General features: G+C 63.2%; 23 protein-coding genes. 10 read left to right on the top strand and 13 right to left on the bottom strand.

Annotation, left to right across the window (positions count from 1 at the left end; all coding sequences use genetic code 11):
* Positions 1-156: 156 nt before the first annotated feature.
* From cobT to A6D6_RS19255, 3 genes are read left to right on the top strand one after another with little or no spacing between them, the layout of a single operon-like run.
* Positions 157-1,224, top strand: coding sequence for a nicotinate-nucleotide--dimethylbenzimidazole phosphoribosyltransferase (cobT, locus tag A6D6_RS19265; protein WP_159661615.1), 1,068 nt, complete (start codon positions 157-159; stop codon positions 1,222-1,224).
* 2 nt (positions 1,225-1,226) lie between these two features.
* Positions 1,227-1,841 (top strand): histidine phosphatase family protein, encoded by a 615-nt coding sequence (locus A6D6_RS19260; protein WP_159661614.1) that lies wholly within the window; start codon positions 1,227-1,229, stop codon positions 1,839-1,841.
* The gene (locus A6D6_RS19255) at positions 1,838-2,569 is read left to right on the top strand and encodes an adenosylcobinamide-GDP ribazoletransferase (protein WP_159661613.1); all 732 of its coding nucleotides are present in this window, start codon (positions 1,838-1,840) and stop codon (positions 2,567-2,569) included. Before A6D6_RS19260 ends, A6D6_RS19255 begins: the two co-directional genes overlap by 4 nt.
* Here the strand turns inward: A6D6_RS19255 and A6D6_RS19250 are convergent.
* From A6D6_RS19250 to A6D6_RS19235, 4 genes are all read right to left on the bottom strand, one after another.
* The gene (locus A6D6_RS19250; RefSeq protein ID WP_133489953.1) at positions 2,476-3,213 is read right to left on the bottom strand and encodes a lipopolysaccharide kinase InaA family protein; all 738 of its coding nucleotides are present in this window, start codon (positions 3,211-3,213) and stop codon (positions 2,476-2,478) included. The genes A6D6_RS19255 and A6D6_RS19250 overlap by 94 nt on opposite strands.
* Positions 3,206-3,901 carry a class I SAM-dependent methyltransferase gene (locus tag A6D6_RS19245; protein WP_159661612.1) on the bottom strand — a complete coding sequence of 232 codons (696 nt, stop codon included), beginning with the start codon at positions 3,899-3,901 and terminating at the stop codon, positions 3,206-3,208. Before A6D6_RS19245 ends, A6D6_RS19250 begins: the two co-directional genes overlap by 8 nt.
* A gap of 106 nt (positions 3,902-4,007) precedes the next feature.
* Positions 4,008-5,285 (bottom strand): sensor histidine kinase, encoded by a 1,278-nt coding sequence (locus A6D6_RS19240; protein ID WP_133489951.1) that lies wholly within the window; start codon positions 5,283-5,285, stop codon positions 4,008-4,010.
* Positions 5,278-5,958, bottom strand: coding sequence for a response regulator transcription factor (locus tag A6D6_RS19235; RefSeq protein ID WP_159661611.1), 681 nt, complete (start codon positions 5,956-5,958; stop codon positions 5,278-5,280). Before A6D6_RS19235 ends, A6D6_RS19240 begins: the two co-directional genes overlap by 8 nt.
* A gap of 277 nt (positions 5,959-6,235) precedes the next feature.
* Here A6D6_RS19235 and A6D6_RS19230 point away from each other — a divergent pair, with 277 nt between their 5' ends.
* On the top strand, positions 6,236-7,990 hold the full coding sequence (locus tag A6D6_RS19230) for an alkaline phosphatase D family protein (protein WP_159661610.1): 1,755 nt from the start codon (positions 6,236-6,238) through the stop codon (positions 7,988-7,990).
* Positions 7,987-10,140 (top strand): metallophosphoesterase, encoded by a 2,154-nt coding sequence (locus A6D6_RS19225; protein WP_159661609.1) that lies wholly within the window; start codon positions 7,987-7,989, stop codon positions 10,138-10,140. Before A6D6_RS19230 ends, A6D6_RS19225 begins: the two co-directional genes overlap by 4 nt.
* A 172-nt stretch (positions 10,141-10,312) precedes the next feature.
* Here the strand turns inward: A6D6_RS19225 and A6D6_RS19220 are convergent, their stop codons facing one another.
* The 4 genes from A6D6_RS19220 to A6D6_RS19205 all read right to left on the bottom strand — a co-directional run bounded on the left by A6D6_RS19220 (position 10,313) and on the right by A6D6_RS19205 (position 13,161).
* Positions 10,313-10,663, bottom strand: coding sequence for a c-type cytochrome (locus A6D6_RS19220; RefSeq protein WP_159661608.1), 351 nt, complete (start codon positions 10,661-10,663; stop codon positions 10,313-10,315).
* 163 nt (positions 10,664-10,826) lie between these two features.
* Positions 10,827-11,354: a bifunctional adenosylcobinamide kinase/adenosylcobinamide-phosphate guanylyltransferase gene (gene cobU / locus A6D6_RS19215; RefSeq protein WP_133489946.1), complete on the bottom strand. Its 528-nt coding sequence runs from the start codon at positions 11,352-11,354 to the stop codon at positions 10,827-10,829.
* Between the two features lie 5 nt (positions 11,355-11,359).
* The gene (locus A6D6_RS19210) at positions 11,360-12,355 is read right to left on the bottom strand and encodes an NAD(P)H-dependent flavin oxidoreductase (RefSeq protein WP_133489945.1); all 996 of its coding nucleotides are present in this window, start codon (positions 12,353-12,355) and stop codon (positions 11,360-11,362) included.
* A gap of 158 nt (positions 12,356-12,513) precedes the next feature.
* The gene (locus tag A6D6_RS19205) at positions 12,514-13,161 is read right to left on the bottom strand and encodes a TetR/AcrR family transcriptional regulator (protein WP_133489944.1); all 648 of its coding nucleotides are present in this window, start codon (positions 13,159-13,161) and stop codon (positions 12,514-12,516) included.
* Between the two features lie 88 nt (positions 13,162-13,249).
* Here A6D6_RS19205 and A6D6_RS19200 point away from each other — a divergent pair, with 88 nt between their 5' ends.
* Entirely contained in the window at positions 13,250-14,437 is a 1,188-nt protein-coding gene (locus A6D6_RS19200; RefSeq protein WP_133489943.1) for a CaiB/BaiF CoA transferase family protein, read from the top strand.
* Positions 14,438-14,599: 162 nt separating this feature from the next.
* Here the strand turns inward: A6D6_RS19200 and A6D6_RS19195 are convergent, their stop codons facing one another.
* Positions 14,600-15,355, bottom strand: a complete 756-nt coding sequence (locus tag A6D6_RS19195; protein ID WP_133489942.1) for an SDR family oxidoreductase — start codon at positions 15,353-15,355, stop codon at positions 14,600-14,602.
* A 60-nt stretch (positions 15,356-15,415) separates the two neighbouring features.
* Here A6D6_RS19195 and A6D6_RS19190 point away from each other — a divergent pair, with 60 nt between their 5' ends.
* The 3 genes from A6D6_RS19190 to A6D6_RS19180 all read left to right on the top strand — a co-directional run bounded on the left by A6D6_RS19190 (position 15,416) and on the right by A6D6_RS19180 (position 17,297).
* Positions 15,416-16,057, top strand: coding sequence for an MBL fold metallo-hydrolase (locus tag A6D6_RS19190; RefSeq protein WP_133489941.1), 642 nt, complete (start codon positions 15,416-15,418; stop codon positions 16,055-16,057).
* Between the two features lie 77 nt (positions 16,058-16,134).
* A complete protein-coding gene (locus A6D6_RS19185; protein WP_159661607.1) occupies positions 16,135-16,470 on the top strand; it encodes a DUF4870 family protein in 336 nt (111 codons plus the stop codon).
* A 104-nt stretch (positions 16,471-16,574) separates the two neighbouring features.
* Positions 16,575-17,297, top strand: coding sequence for a DUF2057 domain-containing protein (locus tag A6D6_RS19180; protein WP_055100817.1), 723 nt, complete (start codon positions 16,575-16,577; stop codon positions 17,295-17,297).
* A gap of 126 nt (positions 17,298-17,423) precedes the next feature.
* Here A6D6_RS19180 and A6D6_RS19175 read toward each other — a convergent pair whose 3' ends face one another.
* Together A6D6_RS19175 and A6D6_RS19170 are read right to left on the bottom strand one after the other, a co-directional pair.
* Positions 17,424-17,849 (bottom strand): secondary thiamine-phosphate synthase enzyme YjbQ, encoded by a 426-nt coding sequence (locus A6D6_RS19175; protein ID WP_159661606.1) that lies wholly within the window; start codon positions 17,847-17,849, stop codon positions 17,424-17,426.
* Positions 17,850-17,852: 3 nt separating this feature from the next.
* Positions 17,853-18,821, bottom strand: coding sequence for a D-2-hydroxyacid dehydrogenase (locus A6D6_RS19170; protein WP_133489937.1), 969 nt, complete (start codon positions 18,819-18,821; stop codon positions 17,853-17,855).
* A gap of 35 nt (positions 18,822-18,856) precedes the next feature.
* On the opposite strand from A6D6_RS19170, the gene A6D6_RS19165 reads away from it, so the two are divergent.
* Entirely contained in the window at positions 18,857-19,489 is a 633-nt protein-coding gene (locus A6D6_RS19165) for a 2-thiouracil desulfurase family protein (protein ID WP_159661605.1), read from the top strand.
* 16 nt (positions 19,490-19,505) lie between these two features.
* Here the strand turns inward: A6D6_RS19165 and A6D6_RS19160 are convergent, their stop codons facing one another.
* Together A6D6_RS19160 and speA are read right to left on the bottom strand one after the other, a co-directional pair.
* Positions 19,506-19,958, bottom strand: coding sequence for a DUF4112 domain-containing protein (locus tag A6D6_RS19160; RefSeq protein ID WP_159661604.1), 453 nt, complete (start codon positions 19,956-19,958; stop codon positions 19,506-19,508).
* 32 nt (positions 19,959-19,990) lie between these two features.
* Positions 19,991-21,871, bottom strand: a complete 1,881-nt coding sequence (speA, locus tag A6D6_RS19155; protein ID WP_159661603.1) for a biosynthetic arginine decarboxylase — start codon at positions 21,869-21,871, stop codon at positions 19,991-19,993.
* Between the last annotated feature and the right edge of the window lie 240 nt (positions 21,872-22,111).

Genomic DNA, 22,111 nt, shown 5'->3' with positions numbered 1-22,111 from the left:
CGTGGCCCTCTAAACCGCGATGAACCTTTTTATGACCGCAACGCCCCGCAGCCCCGGGTTTTGACTTTAACGTCTGGCGCCTGGCGTCCGGCTTTCAACCCTTGACAGCCCCTCCAAGCGTGCCGACCATTTTGCTCTTTGCCACTGGATAGCCCCGTGCCCGTTTCTTCCCCTTTCTGGCGACAATCGCCCCCCTCTCTGGATCCTGATTTTCTGCGGCAAGGCCGTCAGCGCCAGGCCAGCCTGACCAAACCCGCCGGCTCCCTGGGACAGTTGGAACAACTTGCCATTACCCTGAGCGCGCAACAGCAGCGCTCCCGCCCGGCGGTGGACCGCGTGCGTATCGTGGTGTTCGCCGCCGACCATGGTGTCTGCAGCGAGGGCGTCTCCGCCTTTCCTCAGGAAGTCACCGGCCAGATGATCGCCAACTTCGTCAACGGCGGCGCCGCCATCAGCGTGCTCGCCCGTCATCTGAACGCGGAACTGGAGGTGGTCAATCTGGGCACCGCGCACCCACTGCCCATCCATGACGGGGTGGTAATGGCGGAAATCGCGCCCGGCACCGCCAATCTGGCGACGGCGCCGGCGATGAGCGCCGAACAGCTGCAAGCCGCCTTGCACGCCGGGCAGAGCGCCGTGCAACGGGCGGCGCGGACCGGCGCCGAGCTGTTCATCGGCGGCGAAATGGGGATCGGCAATACCACCGCCGCCGCCGCGGTGGCCTGTGCCCTGCTGGACCTGGCACCGGAGGCCCTGGCCGGTCCCGGCACCGGGCTCGACGCCGACGGCCTTCGACGCAAGGTGGCGGTACTGCACCGGGCGTTGCAGCGTCATCGCGATACCGTTACCGAGGCCGGCCAGCCCCTCTCCGTTCTCGCCTCCCTCGGCGGCTTCGAGGTGGCGGCCCTGGCCGGCGCTTTCCTGGCCGCCGCCCAGGCCCGGCTGCCGGTGCTGGTGGACGGTTTCATCGCATCGGTGGCGGCGTTGGCGGCGACGCGCCTGCAACCGGGTCTGGCGGACTGGCTGCACTTTGCTCATCAGTCCGCCGAACCCGGTCACGTCCGGGTCCTGACCGCTCTGGACGCCGACCCGCTACTGCGGCTGGGCATGCGGCTCGGAGAAGGCAGCGGCGCGGCGGTGGCGGTGGGACTGCTGCGCCAGGCCTGCGCCCTGCATAACGAGATGGCGTCGTTCGAGGACGCCGGCATCAGCAAAGGACCGTAGCGATGGGCATTGAAACGACCACCTGGGTGGACCTGATCCGCCATGGCGAACCGGAAGGCGGGCGCCGCTATCGCGGGCACCGTGACGACCCGCTCAGCGACACCGGCTGGACACAGATGCGCGCCGCCCTTGGCACCGAAGAACATTGGGACGCGGTGCTCTGCTCGCCGCTGCTGCGCTGCCGCGCCTTCGCCGAGGAAGTCGCGCGGCAACAGGGCCTGCCTTTGCACGTGGAGCCGCAACTCAAGGAAATTCACTTCGGTGACTGGGAGGGCTTCACCCCCACCGAACTGGCGCAACGCGACGGCGAACGGCTGGCGGCATTCTGGGCCGACGGCGAGCGCAATCCGCCCCCCAATGGCGAGTCCCTGACTGACTTCCACGCCCGCGTATCCGCCGCCTGGGAACAATGGACCGACCGCCTGTCGGGGCAGCGCGTCCTGCTGGTCGGTCATAGCGGCATGATCCGGATGATACTGGCCTCGGTACTGGATCTGGCCCCTTCGCGGGCCATGGCGCGTCTTTATATCCCCTACGCCGGGCGCAGCCGGGTACGGCTGGACGACACCGAACACGGCCGCCTCGGCTGCCTGCTCAGCCACGGACTGACGCCATGACCGCCATGCCGCTGCGCACCGCCCTGGCGTTGATGACCCGCCTGCCCAGTGGACTGAAGCGGGCGCCCGACGACCGTGATCAGGGCCTGGCGGTGGCCTGCTATCCCCTGGTCGGGCTGATCGTCGGATTGCTGCTCAGCGGCGGCTGGCTTCATTGGCAAAGCGCGCCGCTGGCCATTCTGTTGGTGGCGGCCTGGGTGCTGCTCACCGGCGCCTTGCATCTGGACGGCCTTGCCGACAGTGCCGATGCCTGGCTCGGAGGCTACGGCGACCGCGAGCGTACTCTGCGCATCATGAAGGATCCGGCCAGTGGTCCCGCCGGGGTCAGCGCCGTGGTGCTGGTGCTGCTGGGCAAATCCCTGGCGTTGTGGACATTGCTGGATCTGGGCTGGTCCCTGCCACTGCTGTTGGCGCCGGTCTTGGCCCGCGCGGCCGCCGCCTCGTTGTTTCTGCGGCTACCTTACGCCCGCCCGGAAGGACTGGGACGCGCCGGCGCGGACCACCTGCCCCGGGGCAAGGTCTCTCTGGCCCTGGCGCTGACCGCGCTGCTCAGCGTGCTGCTCGGTGGTTTCGCCGGCGCCGCCTGGGTACTGATCAGCGTGCTGGTCACCTGGGGCGCCGTGCGTCTGCTTCGTCAGCGGCTGGGCGGCTTCACCGGGGACACCGCCGGTGCCCTGATCGAAGTGGTGGAAACCACGGTGCTACTGGCCGCCGCCTTGGTGTTGTGATCCCAGGCCCGTTGGTACTGCTCCAGAAACCAGGCCCAATCCCGTTCCGGCATGGTGCCGCGATGCCGGCCGAACTGATCCAGATCGCGCCATGACGCGGTGGCCCGCCGGAACCGGCGGCGGCTCTTTTCCAGATCGATCAGCGCCACCCGCGGCCGGCCATGCCCCACATTGACGAACACATGCTTGGCGTAAAGGCAGCCGTGTTGCCAACCGGCGGTGTGCAGTCGCGCCAGAATGGTGGCCAGATCATGGAGCATCGCATGCCGCTCCTGTTCCGCGCGCGGCGCCTGCGCGTACCATTGATCCAGACTGATGAACCCGGTCAGCGCTTCGGTCACCAACAGCGCGCGCCACTGCCCCTGTTCACGCCGGGCACCGGCGTAGCGCAGCACCGGCAAGGGAATGCCCAGAGCCCGCCAGGCCCGGTAAGCCTCTGCCTCGCGAACCACGGTGGGTCGTCCCAGCGGATAGCGCAGCGAGCGATACAGATGACCGGTTTGCCGTTTGCAATACAGCCCCGGCACGCCCTCTCCCTCGATTCGCAGGTACTGTACGCCGCTCTCGCCGCCACGCCGCTGGTTGGCGGGCTCCACCCAGGGCCCATGCCGCCGCCACCAGTAGGAGAAGGTTGATTCACTCATCCTCGCTCCCGCCACCGGCACCCTTCTTGCGTAAAGTATAGACTCGCCACATGGCGTAACCTGGCAGAAAATCCTGGTGGCCGACGATGTCGAAGCCGGCATCGCGAAACTCCTGTTCCACCCGGTCCCGGGTGATGATGAAACGATTGCGGCTCTGGTCGCGGCGTTGCTCCAGACGGCGACGGCGCCACGCTTTGTAATTGCCGTCGACCCACAGGGACAGAATCACCGTGTCGCGGCTGACCCGGTGAAACTCGCGCAGTATGGTGGTTCGGTGTTCAGCGTCGGCGACATGATGGAGCAGACGCATGCAGAACACACAGTCAACACTGGCGTCATCGAGATCGATGGAAAATGCCGAGGTGCGCAAGGTCCGCACCCGCCCCTGGCTTTCACGTACCTGATGGCGCCGGGCCACATCCAGCATGTCGGCGGAGTAGTCGGCGGCCAGAATTTCCCGGCTCGGGTGCTCGGCCAGAGTGGCCCAGAACCGGCCGGCGCCGCAGGGCAGGTCCAACACCAACCGGGGCTCACCGGCCAGGCGCAAAGCACGCCGCGCCAGTTGCTGATCGCGCCAGTTGGACAGCCGGTGGGACCAGCCGTCCTGGTGTTTGTTCAGATAGTGCTCGGCGTGTTGCAGGTCGTACTTTCTGGAAAATTCCAGTTCCACCGGCCGTGAATCCGACATGGCTTAACTCCATTGGGAATATCAGCCATAACAGTAAGAAAAGCCGCCTGAAACACTCGTCAAAGGGATGTCAAAATTTCGTTAAGTGGGCTTTTTTCCAAAAAAATCAGGACGATGACAGCGACACATGAAAACAGCAGCCGCCCGCGGGCAGGGAAGTTACCGAGATACGCCAGCCTTGACTGGCACAGATGCGTTTCACCAGAGAAAGACCGAGCCCCATACCCTCACCCCGGGCACTGCTGCCACGCACGAAGGGTTGAAACACCGTCACCTGCTCCGCCTCGGGGATACCGGCCCCGCTGTCCTCCACCTCGAAGCCCTGCGCCGACACCGTCAGGATGACACCGCCGCTCTCGGTGTAATGACAGGCATTGCGCAACAGGTTGCCCAGCACCGCGCCCAATAAAGTCGGGTTATAGGCATTGTCGGCACCGTCCTCGTCGTTCCGGTATCGCACCTGAAAAGCCAGGCCCTTGGCACGAATCCGCGGTGCCCAGCGCGCACATTGTTCTGCCACTACCTGTTCAAGAGAAGCATCGGCGGCGAAGGCCGAGTCTTCCGGGTCGTTGCGCGCCAGCATCAGGAAAGTGTCCACCAGACCGTGCATTTCCTCCACCGCGCGGGCAATGCGTTCAACCTGCTCCTTCTCCCTGTCCGCCAGCGGTCGGGCAGCCAGCAACTCACAACTGCCGGCGATCACCATCAGCGGCGTGCGCAGTTCGTGACTGACATCTCCGGTGAACAGACGCTCCCGTTCGAGGGACTCATGCAAACGCCGCAGCGTGGCATCAAAGGCCTCCGCCAAATGACCAATTTCATCGTCGGCGTAATGCAGGGCCAGTGGTGGAGAATGGGACAACAGCCGGTCTTCTTGCCGTACCTGCCAGGCCAGTGTCACCAGCGGCGCCATCACCTTGCGGGCCAATAACCAACCGAGCAGGCAGGCGGCCACCACGCTGAGCAGAAACCCCACCGCGACCACCTGGAACAACGCCTGCTCGCGCGCTTCGAATTCCTGCTGTTCCTGCAGCAACACGTAACGATGCCCGCTCTGATCTCGCACATAGGCGTAATAGGCCTCGCCACCACGCTCCAGTTCATGAAACCCCGGCGACAAAACCATCATCCATGGCTCCGACGGCAAGCCATCGCCAGCATCACTATAGAAACGGGTTTTGAAGTCCGGCCGCGGTGAAGCGTGTGACCGCGAATCATCGGAAAGAATGGCATCCAATTTACGTCCCATCTCCTCCGACATCAGATGTTGTTCAACAAAATGAACGGAGAAGAAGATGCCAAACGAAAACAGTCCGCTGACCACCAGTGTCATCACCGTGAAAGCGATCACCAGGCGCCGGACAAACGGCTGCCGGCTAGGCATCGGCACGATCCGAAAGTCGATAGCCGATACCGTGGACCGTGTGCAGCAGGGCCCGTTCGAAGGGTTTGTCGACGGTCTGACGCAGCTGATGGATATGGCTGCGCAAGCTGTCGCTGTCGGGCGGGTCTTCACCCCATAACGACGCTTCCAGGGCTTCCCGGCGCACTACCGCCGGACTTTTTTGCATCAACACTTCGAGCAGCTTCAAGGCCAGCGGATTCAGTTTCAGGGACTGTCCTCCCCGGCTCACTTCCAGGGTATCCAGGTCATAGCACAGGTCCGCCACTTGCAACCGGCGCTTGAGGTCACCCTGGCAGCGGCGCAGCACCGCCTCGATACGCGCCACCAGCTCCGACAGCGCGAACGGCTTGATCAGATAGTCATCGGCCCCGGTACGCAACCCCTTGACCCGATCATCCAGCGCGTCGCGGGCGGTCAGCATTATGATCGGCGTGGTCACGCCCGCGTCCTGACGCAGCCGTTCACACAGCTGATAGCCGTCCATACCGGGCAGCATGATATCCAACAAAACCAGATCAAAAGGTTGGGTTACCGCCAGGTGCAATCCGCTGACCCCGTCCCGGGCACAATCCACCGTAAACCCCTTCAGTTGAAGGTAATCCATGACGTTGGCCAGAATGTCCGGGTTATCTTCGATGACCAGAATACGCACATCTCTCTCCGACACTTCGGGTCAGACTGACGCCGCGCGAACGGCGGCCTGAGTGGCAAACACTCAGAAAGAAGACCTTCCAGTCCCCGATTACGTTCCATCGGACCCGCTCCGTGACCGCGATTCTTCATCCCTTTTTCATCCCCTCGTCACCTTTAACTGGGCCCTTACAAACCGAAACATGGCACTACCGTACTAAACGCAAGTACCACGGTGCCGGTGCAATTCCCTGCTTACTCTTGGGGCATTTATTGGCCGTCTTTCAGCGGGGATCAGCATGGATCACAAGCGTCGCGCTCTGGTGCGAGCACTCGGAGCAGGCAGTACGTTGGTATTGGCCGGCTGTGGCGGTGGCAGCGGTGGTAGCGGCAGCCCGCCCGTGGGCAATCCCGAAGCCCCCAATCAGCCCACGGACCCCGGTACGCCGACCCCGCCATCACCGGAGCCGGAAACCCCGGCACCGCCCAACGTCCGTTTTCTGCATGGCGTGGCCTCCGGCGACCCGCTCTCCACGCAAGTGATCCTGTGGACCCGGGTCACTCCCGAGGAAGATGCCGTGGTAACGGTCACCGCCACCGTCGCCACCGATCCCGCCATGACCGCGGTGGTGGCTCAATACCAGGCCGTGGCCAGCGCCGATGGCGACTATTGCGTCAAGGTGGACGCCACCGGACTGCTGCCCGGCCGCTGGTATTACTACCGGTTCGAGGTGGGGCAGCAGCGCTCCCCGGTGGGCCGCACCCGCACTTTCCCGGCATCCTGGAATGCCGTTGACCGCGCTCGTTTCGCGGTGGTGTCCTGCTCCAATTTCCCCAATGGTTACTTCTCGGTCTACAAAGCGGTGGCGGAACTGGGCGATCTGGATTTCGTGCTGCACCTGGGGGATTACATCTACGAATACGGCGCCGGCGAGTACGGAGACTTTCCCGAACGCGTGCCGGATCCGCCGCACGAAATCGTCACCCGGGAGGACTACCGCCGGCGCCACGCCCAGTATAAAACCGATGAGGACCTGCAGGCGCTGCACCAACAGTTCCCGATGATCGCGATCTGGGATGACCATGAGTCCGCCAACGACAGCTGGCACGGTGGCGCCGAGAATCACGACCCCCTCACCGAAGGCGTTTGGGAACAGCGCAAGAACGCCGCTCGCGACGTGTATTTCGAATGGATGCCGATACGCCCCCGCGAACCCGGCAACACCGACGTCATTTACCGCCGCTTCCACTTCGGCGATCTGCTCGACCTGACCCTGCTGGATACCCGGCTGGAAAGCCGTGACGCGCCGCTGCCGGCGGTGGCCGGTTCACTGGACCCGAAGCGCAACGCCCCGGATCGCCGTCTGATCAGTACCGAACAGATGGACTTCCTGCTCGACGGCCTGGACAACACCCGGGGCCACTGGCGGTTTATCGGCCAACAGGTCATGTTCTCCCAGCTCAATATTCTTGAAATCCCCGGCCTGACCCCGGCAATGAAAGGTCAGTTGCTGGCCATCAACATGGATCAATGGGACGGCTATACCGCTGATCGCGACACGATCCTCAAACATCTGGAAGACCACCGCATCGATAACGTGATCGTGCTCACCGGGGATATTCACACCTCCTGGGCCAATGAGCTGTACCGCAATCCCGCGGTACTGGTGGGCGACCTGTTTGCCCGTCCGCTGGCGGCGGAATTCGTCACCCCTTCGGTTACCAGCCCCGGCTTCCCCGAGGGCCTGGCGGAGCTGGCCTCGGTGGCGCTGCCGGTGGTGAATCCGCACATCCGTTACACCGAACTGAAAACCCACGGTTTCATACTGGTGGATGTGACCCGGGCACGCGCGCAAGCCGAGTACTACTACGTCAACAGCATCGATGCCTATGACCTGCGCGGGCAGCTCAATGATCGCCTGACCAAGGTCGTGGCGGTGGAAAGCGGCAACAGCCGCATCAAGGAAGACCTGCCGGTTTCCCGTCCTCGAACCTTGCGCACCGCCCTGTTCCATCCTCCCGTCGAGCCCAACCAGGAAGAGGTAATGTCATGAAGCCCCTATGGACCCTGCTGCCACTGTTGGCGGCTTTGACACTGGCCGCCTGCGGAGGCGGTGGCTCCTCTGGCAGTGATGCCGACGGTGGCGCCAACCCCGATCCCAGCGCCCCCGGGGATGGCGACGGCAATAATGGCGGTGACGGGGATGGCGGAAGTGATGGCGGTGATGGCAACGGGGACCCTGATCCGGATCCCGAGCCGGAGCCTGAACCGGAACCCTTGGCGTCCCTGCGTTTCATCGTGATCGGCGACTCCGGCAGCGGTTCATCCGGACAATACGCGGTGGGGGAAGCCATTGCCGCCGTCTGTAATCGCAAAGGCGGCATGGACGAAACATCCGCCGCCGCCGGCTGCCACCTCGCCCTGGGACTGGGCGACAACATCTATGAATCCGGGGTCACCAGCGTCGATGATCCCCAGTTCGAGGAAAAATTCGAGAAACCTTTCGAACCGATCCAGTTGCCGTTCTACATGGTATTGGGCAATCACGACAATACCGGTTATGTGGGCGGTGACGGCGCCGGCAACGCCCGTGGCGAATTCCAGGTCGACTATCATTACTTCGATGGCCGCTTGTCCAACCGCTGGAAAATGCCGGACCGGTACTACCGGCACACTCCCGCCCCAACCACCCGTGACGGCAGCCCGCTGGTGGATTTCTTCGCGCTGGATTCCAACCCCATCGCCGGCGGTTTCGCCGACCCGGACATCGCCTATGCCTACCACACCTATGGCGTGGACCAGCGCAACTGGGCGGTGAACGCCCTGGCCGGTTCCAACGCGGTATTCAAGATCGCCATGGCGCATCACCCTTATCTCTCCAACGGTTCCCACGGCAATGCCGGTAACTATGACGGCGTACCGCGTCAGATTCTGCCAGTGCTGGCCGGCACCCGCTGGAAGGCGTTTCTGGAAGAGGCGGTGTGCGATCAGGCCGACTTCTTCCTGGCCGGTCATGATCATGATCTGCAAGTCCTGCCGGGCGTGCCGTCCTCCTGTGGCCGCACCGAATTCATGGTCAGCGGCGCCGCCGGCAAACATCGCTCCATTGACGATCCGCAGCGCAACCAGGCGCTGTTCCAGCAAGGTGATGAATACGGTTTCATGTGGCTGCAGGCCACCGAGGCGGATGAGCAGAACCAGACTCCGGCATCTTTGTGCCTGGAAGTCTATGTGGTGGATAAAGACGCGGAAGGGCTTGGCGTCATCGACGGCAGCGATGAGCTGACCCCGGCGTTCACGCACTGCTATGACAAACAACCGAAAACCGGTCTTACCCCGGGTAACGATTTTACCGGCCAACCGATTGGCGACGGTGCCCTGCCACTGCCTTTGCCCGAGGACTTTGACGCCACCTTCACCGGCCCGCTGAAGGAACTGCGCGAAGCCCTGGTGTCGGGTTTCACCGAAGCCGGTGCGGATTTGCCGCCTGAGATGCGACAGACACTGGACCAGCTGATCGCCGGCATGGACATTCTGCTCAACGCCCTGGATGCGGCCACCGCCGCCATTGTCAACGGTGACAGCAGCGAAATCACTCAGTCGGTGGAAGCGGTGCTGGCCGCCGCCGAGCAACTGCAGGCCATTGATACCAGCGGCCTGCCGGCGCCGTTTGATCAATTGGGCGGTGCCTTCCAGTCTCTGGCCGCCGGTATCGGCAGCGGTGAAACCGAGCCGGGCGAGGGCAGCACCGTGGATGACATCGCCTTCATCGCCGGCCCCCTGGTGGAACTGTCCCGCAACCTGCACAACATCCTGGATGGCATCGAGGAAGTGATGCCCGAGGAGGTGCCGGTGTTCGCCGGGCTCACGTCGGTACTGTCCACCGTCACCCTGGGACTGGCCAACACGCTGGAGCAGCTGGTGGCGCTGGATGTCAGCGCCGGCGGTGACGAATTGGTGGGGACGGTCCAGCAAACCCTGGAGAATCTGGTCAACGATGTGCTCTGGCTCAACAAGATTCCCGGAGCCGGGGATTACACTACCCTGCCCGGCGACTTTCTCTCTTCGGTGCTGTCCACCCTGGTGAGAGAGATCACCACGATACTGGATACGGTATTGGAAGGGCCGCTGGATCTTCTCCGCGACCTGCTGTCGCCGATCACCGGATTATTGCGGGACCTGCTGTCCGGTTTGTTTGGCTAGAGCAAGCGTTTCTGCTCCACGGAGCCCGTTATACCGAGGCCACTACGAAGCCACTGTGGGAAGAGGCCCGGGCGGCGCTCCGCTTGGCCGCGAATGCCCGGGCCGTTGGGCATTCGCTTGCAAGCAAGCTTCCCACAGCGGCTTCGTAGCCCTTTCTGCCCTAGCGACAACCCTATTTCGCGCCGCTCAATTGCAACATGTGAATCACCGTGGCGCGGATTTCATCGTCGCTGCAATCCATGCACCCGCCTCGGGGCGGCATGGCGTTAACGCCGTTGATGGCCTCGCGCACGATAGCTTCAAAGCCTTCTTCCTCCACTTCGTGGGACCAGTGCAAGCGGTTTTCCTTGGCCACGACCGGCGCTCCGCCGGCGCCGCTGGAATGACAAACCACGCAGTATTGTCGATAGATGGACGCGCCATCACGAGCCACCACTTCCCCGGCGGAGGAAGCATCCTCCGCATCCGTGCAGGCCGCCAGTACCAGCGGCAATGTCATGATTAAAAAAAATCGTATCAGCATGATTGGCTCTTGGCGGTACGCCCCCGGAATCAAACACGATAAAAAAGACGTTTTAGACGGCGCCAGCAGCGCGCGCCAAAAAGTATACCGTTGCCGTCTGGCATGAACATGACAATCGGAGGCGAGCCGGACGACGCCCGGGTCAAGGGAGGGGGTGTTCGGGTCAGCGGGAGGGGACACCGGATTTCAGATCAAGGGGCAACCCCGCCACCACCAGACGAACGTTCTGGCAACGTTGCGCCAACGCCTGATTGAGCCAGCCCAGTTCATCGCCGAAGCGGCGGGTCAGGGGATCCATGCCGATGATGCCAAGACCCACTTCATTGCTGACAATCACCAGCGGGCCGGGATAGCCGATCAGAGCCTTAAGAAAATCATCACGCTCCTCCCGGCAGCGTTCCTCGCCAGCGTGCAGGAGGTTGCTCAGCCAGAGGCTCATGCAATCGATCAACAGACACGGTGACGAAGGCGCCTGCTCGCGCAAGACCCGGCCCAGCGCCAACGGCTCTTCCACCAGCCCCCAATGGTCCGGACGGCGGCGGCGGTGCCGCTCGATACGATCCCGCATCTCCCCGTCCCCGGCGGTGGCGGTGGCCACATAGGTCACCGGACGGCCGCTGCTCGCCGCCGCCCGCTCCGCTTCCGCGCTTTTGCCGGAACGGATACCACCGAGGATCAGGGTATGCGCCATCAGGATCAGCTCGCGGCGCGCAGCGCCGGAGAGGCGACCTTGCCGTTGAGCTCGGCCTTGGCGGCTTCGTATTCCCGCGCCAGACGGTCCACGTGTTCGGCCGCGGAAGTCACCTTGTCCACCGTGCCAATGCCCTGGCCGCAGCCCCAGATGTCTTTCCAGGCCTTGGCCTTGCTGCTGCCGCCGGAACCGAAGTTCATCTTCGACGGATCGCTTTCCGGCAGGTCTTCCGGATCGAGGCCGGCATTGCGGATGGAGGGCGCCAGGTAGTTACCGTGCACGCCGGTGAACAGGTTGCTGTAGACGATATCGTTGGCGGAGCTGTCGACGATCATCTGCTTGTAGCCTTCCGCCGCGTTGGCTTCCTCGCTGGCGATGAACATGGAGCCGATGTAGGCCAGGTCCGCGCCCATGGCCTGGGCGGCAAGAACGGAACGGCCATTGGCGATGGAACCGGACAGCCCGATCGGACCGTCGAACCACTGGCGCAGTTCCTGAACCAGGGCGAACGGCGACAACTTGCCGGCGTGACCACCAGCACCGGCGGCCACCGCGATGAGGCCGTCCGCGCCCTTCTCAATGGCCTTGCGGCCGAAGCGGTCGTTGATGACGTCGTGCAGGGTAATGCCACCCCAGCTGTGCACGTGCTGGTTGAGGTCCTCGCGGGCGCCCAGGGAAGTGATCACCAGCGGTACCTTGTACTTCTCGCACAGCTCCAGATCCTGTTCCAGACGATCATTGGTCTTGTGCACGATCTGGTTCACCGCGAACGGCGCGGACGGCTGGTCCGGATGATCACGGTCCCAGGCCGCCAGCTCCTCGGTGATCCGGTGCAGCCATTCGTCCAACTGTGAAAGCGGACGGGCATTCAGAGAAGGGAAAGAGCCGATCACGCCGGATTTGCACTGGGCGATGACCAGATCCGGATTGGAGATGATGAACAGCGGTGAACACAGCACCGGCAAACGCAGCCGGCTGGCGATGGAATCAGGAAGTGCCATGGGAAGTCCTCTTCGTTCCGGCGCCCCGTGGACGGCCGGTCCTATTGTTTACGTAATGGTTTACGTTAAAAACGGGTTTACGTTGTATATTCAATGAGCTGCTCGAAGACAGCTCGCCTCGGGATGGCGGTAAGATTTACACCGTATATCTTTAAAGATCAAGCCTGATCTTCATCCACCGGGGGGCCCGGTTCCAGCGACGGCGGTGAAGCCAGCATGCCCGCATACAGGGTGCGCATGCATTTTTCGCGCAAGGTATCGGCGTCGATTTCCCGATCCAGGCGGCCGGCCATCTCCAACACCACGATGCCGTGCATGGTGGCCCAGAACATATAGCCGATCAGATCCGCGTCCCCCTGCAGCAGGCCGGCATCAATCATTAATTGCACATATCCGATCATGGTGTCGTGGGCACGGGCATTGGCCTTGACCAGTTCCGGATAACGTTCCTCATCCTGCATGGAGAAGTCGAACATCATCTGGTAGGCGGCGGGATAGCGCTTGGCGAAACGGACGTAAGCATCGCCCACGGCGCGGGCCTTGGCGCGCACATCCGGAGCCCGGCTCACCGCCCGGGACAAGGACGAGGCGAACTTGTTATAAGCAGCCGCGCGCACGGCGGCGAGGATTTCGTCCTTGTCGCGGAAGTAGCGATACGGCGTCATCGCGCTGACACCCAGTTCAGCGGCGATCTGCCGCATGGTCACGTTTTCCCGCCCGTGCTCGATGAACAAGCGGGTGGCGACATCGCACACCCGCTTACGAAACACCGCCACTTCCTGATCGGTCTTCGGTTTTTTCGACACCCGGCTCTCCCCAGTTACGCCATTGGCGCGGACCTCGGTTATGGATTTATAGTGTAAACGATAACAAAGACCGATATCGGGAGAGATCATGAGTACAACAACACCGCCCGCTGGCGGCAACGCGGGGCCGCTGACCGGTGTCCGTGTTCTGGATTTCGGCCGTTTCATCGCCGGCCCTTTTTGCGCCGCGCTGTTGGCGGAGTTCGGCGCCGATGTGATCCGGGTGGAACGCCCGGAAGGCGCGGAAGACCGTTTCCTGATGCCGGTGACTGACGACGGCACCGGTGCCTTGTATCTGCAAATGAACCGCAATAAACGCTCGCTGGCCCTGGACGTGACCAGCGACGAGGGCCGCGCCATCGTGCGCCGGCTGCTGGCCAACACCGATGTGGTGGTGGCCAATCTGCCCCCCACCACCCTGCGCAAAATGGGCCTGGATTACGCCACGCTCAGCGCCATCAAGCCGGATATCATTCTGGTCAACCTCAGCGCCTACGGTCAGGAAGGTCCGTGGAGCACCCGCCCCGGCTTCGACAGTATCGGCCAGGTGATGTGCGGCGGCGTATACCTCAGTGGCGAGGACGGCAAGCCCCGCCGCACCCAGGTCAACTGGGTGGACCACGCCACCGCCACCCACGCGGCTTTCGGCACCCTGCTGGCGTTGATGGAACGCAATCTCAGCGGACGTGGTCAGGAGGTCACCGGGGCCCTGCTGAATACCGCGCTGTCCGCCCACGCCCAGCCCCTGGTGGAACAGCATCTGATCGCCAGCGACCGTCAGCCGGCGGGCAACCGGGGCATTTTCACCAACCCCGGCGACCTGTTCGAAGCCCGTGACGGCTGGCTGGTGCTGCAGGCGGTGGGCAATCCCCTGTTCCGCCGGCTGGCAAAACTGATCGATGAGCCGCAGTGGCTGGAAGATCCCCGCTTCCAGGACGATGAGGGGCGCGGCGCCCATGGCGAGGAACTGTGTGAACGCATCGCCGCCTGGTGCGCGGAACGCACCCTCGACGAGGCACTGGACGCGCTGGCGGAGGCGCGCATCCCCTCGGCACCGGTGCTGTCTCCGGCGCAGTCCCTGGCTCACCCCCAGGTTCAGGCCACCGGCATGCTGCAGCCAATGACCATTCCTGGACTGGACAAGGAAGCGCTACTGGCGACGGCCCCGGTGAATCTGTCGCGCACCCCGGGCAGCCTGCGCCGACCACCGCCGCGTCTCGGCGAGCATAACGAGGAAATCCTGGCCGAACTGGAACGGTCGGAACAGGCCGGCTAAGGCCTGTTCGGCACCGATCGGCCGCTTCCCGCAGAGCGGACTACGAAGTCTCTGTGGGAAGCTTGCTTGCAAGCGAATTCTTGAGGAACCAGGCCAATTCGCTTGCAAGCAAGCTTCCCACAGCCACGGCGTGGCAGCCTCCGATTTCAGGTCTTCTCGCTCTCAGCCCCGCCCGACAAACGGCATTTTGGTGGCCATGATGGTCATGAACTGCACGTTGGCGTCCAGTGGTAGCCGCGCCATGTGCACCACCGCGTCGGCCACATGGGCCACGTCCATCATCGGCTCCACCAGGATATCGCCGTTGGCCTGGGGAATGCCGCGCCGCATCGGCTCGGTCATTTCGGTGGCGGCGTTGCCGATGTCGATCTGGCCGCAGGCGATGTTGTAAGCGCGACCATCCAGCGAGGTGGATTTGGTCAGCCCGGTCATGGCGTGCTTGGTGGCGGTGTAGGGGGCCGAGCGCGGTCGCGGCGAGGTGGCGGAGATCGAGCCGTTGTTGATGATACGCCCGCCTTGTGGGCTCTGCTCTTTCATGATGCGAAACGCCTCCTGGGTGCACAGAAAGGCTCCAGTCAGATTGGTGTCCACCACCGCCCGCCAGTGTTTCACCGACAGCTCTTCCAGCGGCACCGGCGGAGCACCGATACCGGCGTTGTTGAACAACAGATCGAGCCGGCCGTACTGCTCCTTCACCTTGGTGAACAGGGCCTTCACCGAATCCGGGTCGGTGATATCGGTGGCGATGGCCAGCGCCTGATCCGGCCCCAACCCGGCGTCCGCCAGCCCCTGTTGCAGACGCTCGCCATTACGGCCGGCGGCTCCCACGCGATAACCGGCGCTCACCAGCGCCAGCATCACCGCGCGTCCGATTCCGGTACCGGCGCCGGTCACAATGGCCACGGGAGATGAACTCATCACTGCTCTCCTTCCTGTTCGGGTTATACTGTCGGCCCCGTTTTTCAAAGCCGATTCGCCATGAAATACGCCATTCTGCCCGTTACCCCTTATGAACAGAACTGTTCTTTCCTGGTGTGCGAGGACACCGGCAAGGTCGCCATCGTCGACCCCGGCGGCGATTTGCCCCGCATCCACCAGGCTCTCGAGCAGCTCGGTGGCAAGGCGGAAAAGATCCTGGTGACCCACGCTCATCTGGATCACGTGGGCGGTGTCGCGGACCTGGCGGAAGCACTGGGCGTACCGATCGAAGGGCCCCATCGTGACGACCAGTTCTGGATCGACATGCTGCCACAACAGTCGCAGATGATGGGTTTTCCGCCCGCTCGCCCCTTCACCCCCGCCCGCTGGCTGGAACACGGCGATACCGTCACTGTCGGCACGACGGAACTCAAGGTCTTGCACTGCCCCGGCCATACTCCCGGGCATGTGGTGTTCTTCCAGCCGGAAGCCGGACTGGCGGTGGTCGGCGACGTGCTGTTCAACGGCTCCATCGGCCGTACCGACTTCCCCCGGGGCGACTACCCGACCCTGATCGACGCCATCCAGACCAAGCTGTTCACCCTGGGCGACGACGTGGCGTTCATCCCCGGGCACGGACCAATGTCCACCATCGGCCACGAGCGCCAGCACAACCCTTTCGTCGCCGATCATCGCGGCTAAGGGTCAAGGCTTCATTTACAACAGGGGCCGGGGTAAGGTGCTGTTCGGTTCCCGCCCGGCCGATCAGGAGACCCTCAATGCCGGATAATCATACCCAGCTGTGTAAACTGGCCTATGTTTTGCTTCTTCTGGGCATCCTTACCGGCGGCCTTACCGCGCTGGTGGCGGTGGTGATCGCGCATCTCTATGCACCGCAGACCGATGATCCGGTCCGCGCCCATTTCCGCTTCCAGTACCGGACATTCTGGATCGGCCTGTTGTATTACTTCATCTCCGGGCTGACCACGCTGGCGCTGATCGGCTGGGTATTGTTGACCATCACCGTGGTGTGGTGGGTAATACGGGGTCTGCGCGGCCTGGACAAACTGAACCGGGGCCTGCCACCGGCCAATCTGGAAACCTGGGGCTTTTGACCCGCCCCGCTGTTGCCGTCGTGGCACATACTGTCATGAGCATTGTCATAAAACCTTCACCGGCCATCGGCACACTGTCGGGCCTGTTTTATCGGGAGTTCACCATGCCTTCTCCGCGTTCCCTTCTGATCCTGATCTTCGCCACCCTGGCACTCACCGCTTGCGCCCGCAATCCGGTGGTGCAGCTTTATGATGGCCCGAAAAAGCCGGACACCCAGGTATTGACGGTGCGGGTCCCGACCCAGATGGAAGTCGTCACCATCAATGGCCAGGAAGTAAAAGGCGCCAACACCTTCTTCAACACCTCCCACAAGGATCTGAAGCTGACCCCCGGCACCTATGAAATCGTGGCCTACTACAAGGAGCTGTGGGACCTGAACTCGGAAAGCCACGAAGTGATGAAATCCGATCCAGTGGTGTTCCCGGTCAACGGCAAGGCCGGCCAGTACTACGCCATGAACTACAAGCAGCCGGAAAACGCCCGCGAAGCCCGGGAACTGGCGAACAACTTCTCCGGCTGGGTGGAAAACACCGCCACCGGCGAAAAGACCCCGACCCAGCCCAGCGGCCTGGTGCTCAAGCGCAGCATTCTGGCGCCGCTCACCGGCACCGAGGTGGAATCCTCCACCAGCGAGGCGGTAGCGCCGAAGCCCGCCGCCGTGATCGCGCCCAAGGAAGCGGCCTCCGCGCCGGCTCCGGCCCCCGCTCCTTCCTCCTCTCCGGCACCGGCGGCACCGGCCGGCAGCTATGTGGATACCCTGAAAGCCCAGTGGAACCAGGCCACGCCCGAGGAGCGTCGCGAGTTCCTGCAGTGGATTTCCAAGTAAGCTCTGACCGCCGGCTGCCCGCGCTCACGCGGCGCTGGCGCTGATTCGCGGCCAGGGCCGCTCCCACAGTGTTTCTTCGAAGTTGCTGTGGAAGTGGCCCGGGCGGCGTATCAGCAACGTCTTCCGCTATCCCGCGTCGCCCTGCAAGGTCGCCACTATTTTGCGCGCACCGCCGTGATCCCGGTGCTCGCACAGATAGATTCCCTGCCAGGTGCCCAGGGCCAGGGTCCCGTCGTGGAGCGGCACGGACAGCGACGGCCCGATCAGCACGCTCTTGATATGCGCGGGCATGTCGTCCGGCCCTTCCAGGGTGTGCTCGTAGTGCGGCGCGTCCTGCGGCACCATCACATTGAAATGGCGCTCCAGATCACCGCGCACATCCGGGTCCGCGTTTTCGTTGACGGCCAGGGAGGCGGAGGTGTGCTGGATGAACAAATGCAGCAGCCCCACCCGGTAACGGCCCAATTCCGGCAGCGCTTCGACCACTTCGCGGGTGATCAGGTGGAAGCCCCGGGCCCGGGGCTTCAGGGTGATGGTCTGCTGATACCACATGGCTCATCCTCCCTGGTTGACGACATTGACCGGCTGTCCGTTCCGCCAGGCATGGATGTTTTCCACGACCTGGTCGACCATACGCTGGCGGCATTCGGTACTGACCCAGGCACTGTGCGGAGTGACGATCAGATTCGGCACCTCACCGCTGAGCAGAGGGTGATCCGCCGGTGGCGGCTCCTGGCTGAGCACGTCGAGGGCGGCACCGCCCAGATGCCCGGCCCGCAATGAGCGCTCCAGCGCTGCTTCATCCACCAAGGGCCCGCGGGCGGTATTGATCAGGAAAGCGCCGGGACGCAGGGCGGCCAGGAACTCATCGTTGACCAGCCCCTGGGTGTCGGCGGTGAGCGGGCAATGCAAACTGACGACATCGGCGCGACGAAGAAATTCCGGCAGCGGTACCCGATCCGGTGCCGGGCTCGCGCCAGGGCGCAACGACGCGGCCACCAGCACGTCCATTCCCATTGCCCGGGCAATGGCCGCCACCCGCTGTCCCAGAGCACCGTAGCCGATAATACCGAGGGTACGGCCGGCCAGATCCACCACCGGGTAGTCCATGCGGCAAAACATGGTCGACTCGCTCCAGCGCCCCTGTTGGGCATCCCGATCGTAGCGGTGCCATTGCGTGGCCAGGCCCAGCATCAGTGCCACCGCGTGCTGAGCCACGGTGGCGGTGGAGTAGCCCACCACATTGCTGACCACGATGCCTTTTTCCCGAGCCGCCTCCAGATCCACATTGTTGGTGCCGGTGGCGGAGATACCGATAAACTTGAGGTCCGGGCAAGCGTCCATCACCGCCCGGTCGATGACCACCTTGTTGGTCACCGCCACGGCGGCGCCGGCCAGACGTTCGGCCACCTGCTCCGGGGCAGTGCGATCATGGAAGGTCCAACCGGACAGCGCGGTGCGCAGCGCCGACAGATCCAGCTCGGAGGGCTTAATGGTTTCGATGTCGAGAAATACGCCTTGCATGGGAGATCCTTCGTTATGAAACCGGACGGGCCACTATGCTAACGGAATTGCTCGAGGAAATGGGCTTCGAATCCGCTCTGGAACAGCCCCGGGTGGCGGCCAGCGCCTGCCTGCTGGGCCAACCGGTGCGCTACGATGGCGGCCACAAATACCACACCGCCGTGGCCAACACCCTGGCGGCCCGGGTCACCCTGGTGCCACTGTGTCCAGAAACCGCCATCGGCCTGCCGGTGCCCCGCCCTCCGATCCAGGTGGTGCTTGTGGGTGGAGCGCAACGGGTGCGCGGCCTGGCCGCGCCGGACGATGATTTCAGTGATGCTCTGTCGGAGTACGCCGACAGCCTGGCGCCGGCACTGGATGGCATGGTGTTGAAATCACGCTCGCCCAGCTGCGGCTTTGGCACCACACCGCTGCACAACGAGAGCGGCGCGGAAGTCGGTGTCACCAGCGGCGCTTTCGCCGCCCGGCTTCATACTCGCCGGCCGGCCTTGCCGCTGTGCAACGACAGCGATCTGGATAGCGAGGGCGCACTCGCCGATTTCCTGTTGCAAGTCCACTGCCATCGGCACCAGCGGTTGGGAGGCTCCCTTGCCGATTTGCGACAGCGGGCACGACACCTGGCTCCGGGCCCGCGGCAGTCGCTACTGTGGTATCTACAGCGCCTTTGACACCATCACCGCGCGGTCACCAGATCCACATAACCAGACCGGTGATGAGCCCGAACAACAGGCACAATCCGATGAACGGCCGCCAGGGGAAACGCTGCCGGGGTTCCTCCTCCAATTGCTCGTGGAGGTATTCACGCAGCAATCGGGTATTGCGCGTATTCGCTTTGAACACCGCGTCGAAGGCATCGCCCACCACCGGCAGCAGGCCGCCGAGAAAGTCCACCAGGATATTGCGCACCATACGCCGTTTGACCTTGCCGCTGGCACCCACTTTCCGGGCTTGCAGCAGCACATAGCCGGACAACAGCAAGCCCACCACATCGCCGATACCGGGAATCAGGCCGACAAGGGCTTCCAGGCCGATACGAAAGCGGGTGAAAGGAATACCGATACTGGAATCAGTCCAGGTGCTGAACCGGTCAAGCCGCTCCAGCACCGCCTGATAACGCTGACGTTCCTGTTCATCCATGCACTGATCTCCTTTCCAATCTATGGAGGCGATTATTCCAGATAAGTGTAGCCAGCCAGACCATCGCGAATATCGTTCAAAAAGACCTGCCGGCGTGATTCGTCCAGATGGGCGTCCCGGCACCGGTTCTCCAGGGTTTCCAATAATCGTTGCGGATCGAAATTGACGTAACGCAACACGGTGCTGACGGTATCCCCCTGGATCGCGTGGGCCAGTTCGATATCACCGTTCCCGGTGACCGTGACGTCCACCGAATCGGTGTCGCCGAACAGATTGTGCATGTCACCGAGAATTTCCTGGTAAGCGCCAACCATGAAAATGCCGAGGTGGCCATTCAGGGTTTCCGGCAGCGGCAGGCTGCTCTCCACGCCCTCGCCATCAACGTACTGATCGATGCGGCCATCGGAGTCACAGGTGATGTCCTGCAACACACCGCGGCGGGTGGCCGGCTGATCGAGCCCGGACAAAGGCAACACCGGAAACACCTGATCGATGCCCCAGACATCCGGGACCGACTGGAACACGGAGAAGTTCACGAACAGTTTGTCCGCCAGACGTTCATTGAGCTGGTCCAGCAACTCCCGCTGCTGCCGGCGGCGCGGATCCAGGCGCTGGCGCAAGCGCAGCAGCGCATTCACGTACAGCTGCTCGGCGCGGGCACGCTCAACGATGCCGAGGTCGCCATTGAGGTAACGCAGCTGCAGATCCTGCCAGGCGCCCATCAGCTCAGGATACAGCTCCAGCAGGTTGCCTTCCCCACGTTCCAACTGACCGCTCAGCCGCCACAGTTCATGCAGTTCCACACTGTCATCGTCACCGGGCGGCTGCACCTCCGCCACGGTCTGGCGCTCTTCGTCTGTGATATTGAGCAACAGCACCGCATGATGGGCGGTGAGCGCGCGGCCGGACTCGGAAATCACGTCGGGGTGCGGCAAGTCATGGGCGGCACACTGTTCGGCCAGGGTGTGGACAATGTGCCAGGCGTAATCGGCCACGCCATAGTTCATCGAGCAGTAGGAGCGCGAGTGCGTGCCTTCGTAGTCCACGCCGAGGCCGCCGCCCACGTCCACGGTATCCACCGGCGCGCCCAGGCCACGCAGTTCCACGTAGTAGCGGGCCGCCTCGCGCATACCGGCCTTGATGTCCTGGATGTTGGCCACCTGGGAGCCCAGGTGAAAATGCAGCATGCGCACACAGGACAATTTGCCGGCATTCCGGCAGTGCGCCACCGCCTCGATCAGTTGCGGCGCGCTCAGACCGAATTTGGATTTCTCACCCCCGGTGTTCTGCCAGTTGCCCTTGCCGATGTTCATCAGACGCACGCGCAGGCCAATGATCGGCTCCACCCCGATCCGGTCCGCCTCTTCCAGCAACAGCGGTAGCTCCGAGAGCTTTTCCACCACGATATGCACCTTGAACCCGAGGGTCTGTCCCATCAGCGCCAGACGGAGGTATTCGCGGTCCTTGTAGCCGTTGCAGACCACCGTGTCGCCAGGATTGGACAACGCCAAGACCGCCAGCAACTCGGGCTTCGAGCCTGCTTCCAGGCCGACCCGATCACCGTCCTCGCGGGCGCGGATGATCTCATGCACGACCCGGCGCTGCTGGTTCACCTTGATCGGATAAACCGGCGTGTACTCCCCCCGATATGCCAGATCATCGATGGCGGCCCCGAAGGCCGTGGACAAACGCCGCACCCGGTCCTTGAGAATGCCGGAAAACCGGGCCAGCATCGGAGGCCGCAACCCAGCCCCTCGGCAGGCTTCCAGCACCGTCTCCAATGGCGCTTCGGCGCCATCGCCGCCCTGTGGTCGCACACACAAGCGTCCCTGGTCATCGATACGAAAATAGCCATCCCCCCAGCGATCCACATTATAGATGGCGTCAAAGGGGCGTTCCGGGGCGGTGCTCATAGACTGGCAATCCTTGGTGGGGAAGTAATGACTGACTCAATTATGGGCCATCATGAAGGGGTGGCAAAGACGCCGGACGGTTGCTCGCCGGACGCCGGCAATGCAAAACCAGACCCAACGCCCTGGCAAGCACTAAAACGCTTTTTTTGGTTCATCGCGGTTTAGAGAGCCACGGCGCTTCAATCATGGCCACGGGTCTGTAACGGAAAGGGCTACCAACCGCTGTATTCGCCAGCAAGC

The organism is Alcanivorax xiamenensis (assembly GCF_009846745.1).
In the GTDB taxonomy this organism is placed as follows: domain Bacteria; phylum Pseudomonadota; class Gammaproteobacteria; order Pseudomonadales; family Alcanivoracaceae; genus Alloalcanivorax; species Alloalcanivorax xiamenensis.
This window is presented reverse-complemented; position numbering and strand designations above follow the sequence as displayed.

Excerpts from the sequence above, each read along its gene's own strand:
- A6D6_RS19260 (WP_159661614.1), top strand. The coding sequence starts at position 1,227 with ATGGGCATTGAAACGACCACCTGGGTGGACCTGATCCGCCATGGCGAA.
- A6D6_RS19255 (WP_159661613.1), top strand. The coding sequence starts at position 1,838 with ATGACCGCCATGCCGCTGCGCACCGCCCTGGCGTTGATGACCCGCCTG.
- A6D6_RS19250 (WP_133489953.1), bottom strand. The coding sequence starts at position 3,213 with ATGAGTGAATCAACCTTCTCCTACTGGTGGCGGCGGCATGGGCCCTGG.
- A6D6_RS19245 (WP_159661612.1), bottom strand. The coding sequence starts at position 3,901 with ATGTCGGATTCACGGCCGGTGGAACTGGAATTTTCCAGAAAGTACGAC.
- A6D6_RS19240 (WP_133489951.1), bottom strand. The coding sequence starts at position 5,285 with ATGCCTAGCCGGCAGCCGTTTGTCCGGCGCCTGGTGATCGCTTTCACG.
- A6D6_RS19230 (WP_159661610.1), top strand. The coding sequence starts at position 6,236 with ATGGATCACAAGCGTCGCGCTCTGGTGCGAGCACTCGGAGCAGGCAGT.
- A6D6_RS19225 (WP_159661609.1), top strand. The coding sequence starts at position 7,987 with ATGAAGCCCCTATGGACCCTGCTGCCACTGTTGGCGGCTTTGACACTG.
- A6D6_RS19220 (WP_159661608.1), bottom strand. The coding sequence starts at position 10,663 with ATGCTGATACGATTTTTTTTAATCATGACATTGCCGCTGGTACTGGCG.
- cobU (WP_133489946.1), bottom strand. The coding sequence starts at position 11,354 with ATGGCGCATACCCTGATCCTCGGTGGTATCCGTTCCGGCAAAAGCGCG.
- A6D6_RS19210 (WP_133489945.1), bottom strand. The coding sequence starts at position 12,355 with ATGGCACTTCCTGATTCCATCGCCAGCCGGCTGCGTTTGCCGGTGCTG.
- A6D6_RS19200 (WP_133489943.1), top strand. The coding sequence starts at position 13,250 with ATGAGTACAACAACACCGCCCGCTGGCGGCAACGCGGGGCCGCTGACC.
- A6D6_RS19195 (WP_133489942.1), bottom strand. The coding sequence starts at position 15,355 with ATGAGTTCATCTCCCGTGGCCATTGTGACCGGCGCCGGTACCGGAATC.
- A6D6_RS19190 (WP_133489941.1), top strand. The coding sequence starts at position 15,416 with ATGAAATACGCCATTCTGCCCGTTACCCCTTATGAACAGAACTGTTCT.
- A6D6_RS19185 (WP_159661607.1), top strand. The coding sequence starts at position 16,135 with ATGCCGGATAATCATACCCAGCTGTGTAAACTGGCCTATGTTTTGCTT.
- A6D6_RS19180 (WP_055100817.1), top strand. The coding sequence starts at position 16,575 with ATGCCTTCTCCGCGTTCCCTTCTGATCCTGATCTTCGCCACCCTGGCA.
- A6D6_RS19175 (WP_159661606.1), bottom strand. The coding sequence starts at position 17,849 with ATGTGGTATCAGCAGACCATCACCCTGAAGCCCCGGGCCCGGGGCTTC.
- A6D6_RS19170 (WP_133489937.1), bottom strand. The coding sequence starts at position 18,821 with ATGCAAGGCGTATTTCTCGACATCGAAACCATTAAGCCCTCCGAGCTG.
- A6D6_RS19165 (WP_159661605.1), top strand. The coding sequence starts at position 18,857 with ATGCTAACGGAATTGCTCGAGGAAATGGGCTTCGAATCCGCTCTGGAA.
- A6D6_RS19160 (WP_159661604.1), bottom strand. The coding sequence starts at position 19,958 with ATGGATGAACAGGAACGTCAGCGTTATCAGGCGGTGCTGGAGCGGCTT.
- speA (WP_159661603.1), bottom strand. The coding sequence starts at position 21,871 with ATGAGCACCGCCCCGGAACGCCCCTTTGACGCCATCTATAATGTGGAT.